Raw genomic sequence first — 8,410 nt, forward strand, 5'->3', positions numbered from 1 at the left:
ACTTGAAAGATCTTTAAGTTTAAAAAAAATGGCTGTATGCATAGAAATTTTACATGAAAAGTTACGTAAAAAGAGAAAAATTATCTATTTACTCTATTATATTTTTTATATTTGCAGTTACATAAAAAAAATCTTTAAAAATTATAAAATGAGACTGTGATTTTTCTTTTTTGGGATATTTAGTTTATTCATGAAGGGTATTTTTCCCAAAATATGAATACCTCTACTTCTAAAGGAATGAATGCAATGAATAGAGTTGATAAATTCTTTAACAAAAGAAGTTTATAGATGTTTCAAAAACAGGAAAATAAGGAATTTTCAATGATGGAACTAAAGGCCCGTACAGCTCTTTTAACCTATCGCATGATTGGTTTTTGTTTACGTCCTATGGTCCCTTTTTATTTGTTTTTTCGTGCTCTTCGTGGAAAAGAAGAATGGTGCCGTAAAAAAGAGCGTTTAGGTAGGAGTTATCAAGTTCGTCCTCAAAGTCCACTTATTTGGCTGCATGCAGCAAGTGTTGGAGAAACACTTACTCTTTTTCCACTGATTAATTATATTTTTTCATTGAAGATCAATATATTATTGACAACTGGGACTGTAACATCTGCTTCCCTTGTAAAAAAACATTTTGGGAATCGGTTAATTCATCAATATGCTCCATTGGATTTAGATTTAGCAGTACGCCGTTTTGTTAGTCATTGGAAGCCTGATTTGGTATTAGTTTGTGAATCGGAAATTTGGCCTCTGCGTATTAACGAACTTGCCAAAATGCATATTCCGCAGATTTTAGTGAATGCCCATATGTCTGAACGTTCTTTTCAAGCTTGGAAAAAGCGACATGTTTTTGCGCGGCATATTTTTAAGAATATTGATTTAGCTATTGGTCAGAACGAAAGAGATGTCGCTTATTATCAAGATCTTGGGGTGAAATCTGTAGCATTTTCTGGTAATCTTAAGGCTGATGTTTGTCTTTTTGAAGATAAAGCATTGCTTGCACATTATCGTGATGCCATTGGTAATCGACCAGTTTGGGCTGCTGTTTCAACGCATGCAGGAGAAGAGGAAATAGCTTTTGAGGTTCATAAGATTCTTAAAAATTATTTACCAGATTTATTGACAATCATTGTTCCTCGTCATCCCGAACGTTCAGAAGAGCTTATCAAACAATCGAGCAATAAGGGGTTACATTTTATTCGTAGAAGTAATAATGCTGTTCCAGACGCAAATACAGATATTTTTTGGGGAGATACAATTGGAGAAATGGGGCTTTTTCTTCGTTTATCAAAAGTTACTTTTATTGGTAAATCGTTGTGTGGGAATGGTGGACATAATCCATTGGAGTTAGCTTTTCTTGGCTCTGCTATTTTGACAGGGCCGCATATTTCAAATTTTCAAGAGATATTTGAACAATTTTTCAAGCGTGATGCAGCATATATGGTTCAAGATACAAAACAGCTTGCTATCCAAGTCTATAGACTTTTAACAAATGAAGCATTGCGACAAGAAATGGTTGGTAAGGCTCATGATGTTGCAAAAGGTATGGCCGGTGCATTCGAGCGTACATTAAAGCTTCTTGAGCCATTTTTGCATCCTCTTATAATACAGACAGGTTTAAGTAAGTATCGAGATCGGTATGCATATTAGTGCACCACATTTTTGGTGGAAAGATAAAAGTATTTTGTGTTTTTTATTAGCTCCAGTATCCTGGTTATATGGTTATTTTGCACATCTTCGTATGAAAAAAAAACCTCCTACTATTGACCTTCCAGTTTTGTGTATTGGCAATTTTACATGTGGTGGAGCGGGGAAAACACCTGTTGTTATTGCTTTTGCTGAGGTAGCAAAAGAACTTGGTTTTGTACCTGGTATTGTATCACGTGGTTATGGTGGAACAGTTAAGGGAGTGCATCTAGTAAATGAGGAATATGATAATGCCTGCAATGTTGGAGATGAGGCACTTTTGCTTGCACGACATGCTTTTGTTGCGTTATCGTCTAATCGTTATGCAGCAGCACAAAGACTCAAAAAAGAAGGATGTAATTTTATTTTAATGGATGACGGGTTTCAAAGTCGTCGTTTGTACATGGATTATGCGTTGCTCGTTGTAGATGGAATGCGGGGTTTTGGTAATGGGGCTGTTTTTCCAGCAGGACCTTTACGTGTACCATTAAAGACCCAGTTTATTTTTATGGATAGTGTTTTATTGATTGGTCATTCGGCTGCGTGTGATAACGTTACTTTTCTGGTTGGTCATACTGGAAAGCCTTTGCATTATGCCAGCCTTAAATCATTAGCCTCAGATGAGGTTGCAGGAAAATCATTTTTAGCATTTGCAGGCATTGGGAATCCAAGTAAATTTTTTAAATCCATTAAAGATCTTTCTGGACATGTAGTACAAACTTATTCGTATCCGGATCATTATTTTTTTACTGATACAGATTTAAAAAGTCTTATAACAAGAGCTAGAATGCACAATTTATGGCTGGCTACAACAGCTAAGGATTATGTCCGCATACAGGCTAGGAATATGCAAAAAGATTTAAAAAATCTTATTGTCTTTGATATTAAAGTAAATTTCGCTCAAAAAAACTTTTGTCGTATCCTTCTTGAGGAAGTGATGACTCGTTTTAGAAAACGCACACTTTCCCTTTAATTTGCAGTTTTAAGGTAGGGTTAATTTGACTTTTTGAAGATAAGAGTAGAATTCATAGCTTTTAATTGGCTATTTGAGTTGTTTTTTTAACAATTGTTTGAGATAGGAATTACATTCAATCTCACGATGATAAGAAATTTCACAGCTAGCATATGCTTCTTGACGGTGATGATTCCAATATTTTAAATCATCAATAAGAATTTTTTGTCCACTCACAGCGCAAAGAGTATAAGTCCCATATTCTATGATTTTATATCCATTACTGGAATAATGAATTTTTGCTTCGCGTTCATCATTGGAAAACATTTTGTAATAATCCTTTTTATGAAAGATAATCCCAGCAAAGTGCCATAAGATACGTTATAAAGTCGAGAGTGAATTAAAAAAATTCTTTTTTAAAAAATGGTAGTTTATTTCCGACCAAAAAGTCGTTCTATATCAGATAATTTAAGTTCAATATAAGTAGGGCGACCATGATTACATGTGCTTGTATTGGGTGTTTCTTCTATTTGTCTTAAAAGAGCATTCATTTCTTCAGGACGTAAAAGACGCCCTGACCGTACTGAGCCATGACATGCCATAGTAGCAGCAACATAATCAAGCATAGCTTTTAAGTTATTCGTTGTATCATATTCAGCAGCTTCTTCCGCAAGATCTTTAATCAGGGCTTTTACGTTGATTTCTCCTAACATAGAAGGTGTCTCGCGTACAACGATTGCACCAGGCCCAAATGGTTCTATGCCTAAACCAAATTTTTGCAAAGTCTCTTTATGCATTAAAAGACATGTTGCTTCTTCTTCAGCAAGTTCCACAACTTCAGGGATGAGCAATAATTGTGAGGGAAGTGGTTTAGAATAAAGAGCATTTTTGAGTGATTCATAAACCAATCGTTCGTGGGCGGCATGTTGATCGACAATGATAAGGCTGTCTTGAGTTTGAGCAATGATATAGTTTTTATGGATTTGTGCTCTGGCAGCTCCTAAAGGATAAGATAATTCTTCTGAAAAAGATAGTGTACTTGGGGAGGTATCAGCACTTGGCATGCCTAAGCCTTCCATAATAGGAGCTGCATCTTCTTTTAAATCAAAAGAGTTGGTACGGTCTAATGGTTGATGGACCATTGAGGGGGATGTAAAATGTCTGTTTTGTGAGTTATGAGAAGATGGTTGGTAGGTTGTTCTAAAATTGCCTATTGGCTGTTGTGTTTGAAACGCAGCTAACATTTTTTCAGAACGCGTTGAAGTAGAGCGAACACCAGCTTTATACAAAGCTTCATGAATTGCTCCAATGATTAAACCGCGAATTAATCCTGGATCACGAAATCGGACATCGGCTTTTGTTGGGTGCACATTAACGTCTACATCAGATGGTGGCAAATCAATAAAAAGAATGGATACAGGATAACGATCTCGTGTCATAACATCAGCATAGGCACCTCGGATTGCAGCCCATAAAAATTTATCACGTACTGGCCGTCCATTAACATAAGCAAACTGATGAAGGCTATTACTACGGTTGAAAGACGGCAAACAGGCAAAACCAGTTAAATGTACGTTTTCACGTTTAGCGTTCAGTGCAATGCTGTTGGGAGCAAATTCTTTTCCCATAATCTGCGTAATACGTTGTAATTGTCCTTGAATATTATTGTCTGTGGCTGGAAGTTCCATGGATGTTCGATCGGGGCCAGAAAGAGAAAAACGAATATGTGGAAATGCAATAGCAATACGTTTAATCATATCGGTAATAGCATTCGTTTCAGCACGCTCTGTCTTCATAAATTTTAGTCGTGCTGGAGTGACAAAAAAAAGATCACGAACTTCAACAATTGTTCCAAGATTTGCGGCAGCCGGTTTAGGTCCTATCATTTTTCCTGCAGTGACGACAATTTCATAGGCACTTTCAGCGTCTTGTGTTCGTGAAATAAGTTTGAGTTTAGCAATAGAACCAATAGAAGGTAAAGCTTCCCCTCTAAATCCTAGAAAGCAGATATTATGTATATCATCCGTAATTTTTGATGTACAATGGCGTGAAACTGCTAAAGTTAACTGATCTGTAGGAATACCGCAGCCATTATCACTTACTTTGATAAAGTTTTTTCCACCATTTGCTGTAATAATTTCAATTCGCGTAGCACCAGCATCGATAGCATTTTCAACAAGTTCTTTAACAACATTTGCAGGCCGCTCGATAACTTCACCGGCTGCAATTTGATTAATAATGTTTTCGTTGAGATGGCGTATAATCATCATAAATTTCTAAGTAGGATTCTTAGGGGTACTATAGAAGAATTTGATTATCATAACATTATTTCTTTAACATTCAAGAATGAGAGAATAGAAGGGATATTATTCTCAAAATCATTCTTATTCATTTTTGAAGAGAGTTATACTAAATGCTATTTTATCATATTTGCTATTCTAGTATCATGATAGAAGCAAATTAATGGATAAAATTAAAAGGGAAAAGTTTTATTGCTCTAAAATATCTTTCTCTTGTCAATTATCTAAGACAAAGAAAAAGCAAAGTAAAAATGGAAGGCAAAACATATGGTGCGTGTAAGCGGGATTTTGGCAGATAGTGATATACAGGCTTTGATTGATCATGATATTCTCAAGGCGCAATGTCCATTTGATGCGGCACAAATACAACCTGCAAGTCTTGATCTTCGTTTAGGGGAGAAAGCTTATCGTGTACGTGCTTCTTTTATGCCTGGTTCTGAGGCAAAAGTTTTGGATAAGCTTAAACGGGTAAAATTGCATGAATTTGATTTACAAGCTGGAGCGGTTTTGGAAACCGGATGTGTTTATATTGTTCCGCTTTTAGAAAGTTTGGCTTTACCAGAAATTTTATCAGCTGTTGCTAATCCCAAAAGTTCTACGGGACGATTAGATATTTTTACACGTGTGATTACAGATAATGCTCAAGAATTTGATAAAATTTGCGCTGGTTATCATGGTCCACTTTATCTTGAAATTAGTCCACGTACATTTCCTATTTTGGTACGTACAGGTTCGCGCTTATCACAGCTTCGCTTTCGCAAAGGGCAAGTTTATTTAAATGAAATTGAGCTACGTGCTTTGCATAGGGATGAAACACTGATATCAGATGATGTGCTTAATGTCAGTAAGGGGGGGATTGGAATTTCTATTAATTTGAAGGGAGATGAAGACGGGCTTGTTGGTTATCGTGGTAAACGGCATACAGATGTTATTGATATTGATAAACGTGCTGTTGCTCATATTTTAGATTTTTGGGAACCTCTTTTTTGTAATGGTAATCAAAGAGAATTGATTCTTGATCCTAATGAATTTTATATTTTAGTGTCTCGAGAAGCCGTTCATGTTCCTCCACTTTATGCAGCAGAAATGACACCTTTTGATCCTTTTGTTGGTGAATTTAGAGTGCATTATGCAGGTTTTTTTGATCCAGGGTTTGGACATATGGATGCGGGTGGAAAAGGAGCAAGAGCAGTTTTAGAAGTGCGGAGCCATGAAGTTCCATTTATCTTAGAGCACGGACAAATTATTGGACGTTTGATATATGAACCTATGCTCAATAGACCGACGGTACTTTATGGGCATGGTGTTGGATCACATTATCAAGCACAAGGGTTAAAACTGTCGAAGCATTTTAAATAAGATAAAGAATACGCATTCTAGATACAGCATTTGTTAAAGGAAAATATTCATTTTAAGCATATGCTATAACAGTAGATTATGAGTTTATTAAATTGGGGATACAAAATCAGTTTGTTTATTTCTTTCTTAAAATTAACAAAACGAGGCTTACGCATTTTATCCCATATAAGATATCATTAAGAGCAAAAAAGTTTTCAATTACAGTAAAAAACAATTTTCTCAACTTAAATATTGTCACGATAGATTTTCTAGGACAAAAACGTGATTTTCAGTTTAAGAAGAGGAGCTTTTCGCTTTTTAAGAGAGGTATTGGTATATAAGTAATCATTTATTATACACTCAAATGGAAGAGAATATAACAATTCTTTGAGGAAATAATTTTAAATTGCAATAAATGATAAATGCAATATCTCTTGAAGGATATTGATTAGAGAGGAGATAAGTTGCAATTGTTCTATATATTAAAACCTATCAATATATACATTTTTGATGAAGGATGAATACTATAAGGCTCAGAATCTAGATAAAATGAAAATGTTGTTTAGATAGCTTCGTTTTTTGAGTTGTAATCTCTTTTTTCTATATCTACTAAATTAGATCTCAAAAGAGTTCTGTTTGGGTTGAATTTTATTAATTTTAGTATGTTTTAATTTTTTATTTCAAAAGAGTGGTGCCATTAATGATTATTTCTTCAACATTTGATTATCGTAAAGTAGCACAATATCGGCTTCCTCCTTTTCTTTTTCATTATATTGATGGTGGAGCTTATGCTGAGATAACGATGAAACGTAATTGTACAGATCTTCAAGCTCTCGCACTGCGTCAAAGAATTTTAAAACAAGTTGATGAAGTTAATCTTTCAATTAAACTTTTTGATCAAACACTTGATCTACCAATTGTGCTGGCACCTGTCGGGTTAACAGGTATGTATGCGCGTCGGGGTGAAGTACAAGCAGCACGTGCAGCAACTGCAAAAGGAATTCCTTTTACACTATCTTCTGTTTCAGTTTGTCCTATTGCAGAAGTACAAAAAGCCGTTGAAAGTGCATTTTGGTTTCAACTTTATGTTCTCAAGGATCGAGGATTTATGCGTGATGTATTAGAACGGGCTTGGATAGCTGGTGTACGCACATTGGTTTTTACAGTTGACTTGCCTGTTCCTGGAGCGCGTTATCGTGATGCACATTCGGGGATGTCTGGTCCTTATGCTGGGTTACGCCGTTTTTTACAGACATGTATGCATCCACATTGGGCTTGGAATGTTGGTGTTATGGGGCGTCCACATGATCTTGGAAATATTTCGGCTTATCTTAAAAAAAAGATTAAATTGGAAGATTATATTGGTTGGATTGGTGCAAATTTTGATCCATCTATTGGTTGGCATGATTTACAATGGATACGGGATTTTTGGAAGGGAAAAATGATTTTAAAAGGAGTTCTCGATCCAGAGGATGCACGTGAAGCAGTACGATTTGGTGCTGATGGTATTGTTGTTTCTAATCACGGTGGACGCCAGCTGGATGGTGTAATATCAACTGTACGGGCATTGCCGGCAATTGCGGAAGCGGTAAAAAAGGATTTGGTTGTTTTAGCAGATTCAGGTGTTCGCTCTGGTCTTGATGTTGTACGTATGATAGCACAGGGTGCAGATGCTGTTATGATTGGTCGTGCTTTTGTTTATGCTCTTGCTGCAGCAGGAGAAAAAGGTGTTGCGCATTTGCTTGATCTTTTTGCAAATGAAATGCGCGTAGCTATGACATTGACCGGTGTACGTACGATTAAGGATATTACACACGAAACCTTAGAAAATGCAGGTGTTTTTACTCAATAAAACAAGTGTATGATTTAAAAAGAAGATTTTTTTTGATTGCGTACAGCTTTATGGAAGAGAGCATTTTACGGAAAAATTGAGAGTTATTTTTTATAACGGCTAGCAGAAAGTGTATTGATTTTCTCTATTTAAGAATTCAAATTCTAATTTAGAAATGAGATGAAGGCTGTATCGCATAACCTTTTCTATTTAATATAAATAAATTATCCCAAAACTGGCAGAAAGTGCATTTAAAAAGAAAAATATTCAAAACTTCCGCTCGAAAACTGGGGTGTAATAGAACTCAAT

General features: G+C 35.7%; 6 protein-coding genes. 4 read left to right on the forward strand and 2 right to left on the reverse strand.

Annotated features, from left to right (window positions below; translation table 11 throughout):
• Window positions 1-321 precede the first annotated feature (321 nt).
• Window positions 322-1,644: a lipid IV(A) 3-deoxy-D-manno-octulosonic acid transferase gene (waaA, locus tag K3248_RS02690; RefSeq protein ID WP_220716819.1), complete on the forward strand. Its 1,323-nt coding sequence runs from the start codon at window positions 322-324 to the stop codon at window positions 1,642-1,644.
• Window positions 1,634-2,653, forward strand: coding sequence for a tetraacyldisaccharide 4'-kinase (gene lpxK, locus K3248_RS02695; RefSeq protein ID WP_220716820.1), 1,020 nt, complete (start codon window positions 1,634-1,636; stop codon window positions 2,651-2,653). Before waaA ends, lpxK begins: the two co-directional genes overlap by 11 nt.
• A gap of 69 nt (window positions 2,654-2,722) precedes the next feature.
• On the opposite strand, the gene K3248_RS02700 is transcribed toward lpxK, so the two are convergent.
• Window positions 2,723-2,959, reverse strand: a complete 237-nt coding sequence (locus K3248_RS02700) for a DUF2093 domain-containing protein (RefSeq protein WP_220716821.1) — start codon at window positions 2,957-2,959, stop codon at window positions 2,723-2,725.
• Window positions 2,960-3,063: 104 nt separating this feature from the next.
• Complete coding sequence (gene mutL, locus K3248_RS02705; protein WP_220716822.1) at window positions 3,064-4,899, reverse strand: DNA mismatch repair endonuclease MutL; 1,836 nt, start codon at window positions 4,897-4,899, stop codon at window positions 3,064-3,066.
• 300 nt (window positions 4,900-5,199) lie between these two features.
• Between mutL and K3248_RS02710 the strand changes: the two genes are divergently transcribed.
• Both K3248_RS02710 and lldD read left to right on the forward strand, forming a co-directional pair.
• On the forward strand, window positions 5,200-6,291 hold the full coding sequence (locus K3248_RS02710; RefSeq protein ID WP_220716823.1) for a 2'-deoxycytidine 5'-triphosphate deaminase: 1,092 nt from the start codon (window positions 5,200-5,202) through the stop codon (window positions 6,289-6,291).
• Window positions 6,292-6,970: 679 nt separating this feature from the next.
• Window positions 6,971-8,122 carry an FMN-dependent L-lactate dehydrogenase LldD gene (gene lldD, locus K3248_RS02715; RefSeq protein WP_220716824.1) on the forward strand — a complete coding sequence of 384 codons (1,152 nt, stop codon included), beginning with the start codon at window positions 6,971-6,973 and terminating at the stop codon, window positions 8,120-8,122.
• Window positions 8,123-8,410 lie beyond the last annotated feature (288 nt).

Source organism: Bartonella raoultii (assembly GCF_019659805.1).
Classification (GTDB): domain Bacteria; phylum Pseudomonadota; class Alphaproteobacteria; order Rhizobiales; family Rhizobiaceae; genus Bartonella; species Bartonella raoultii.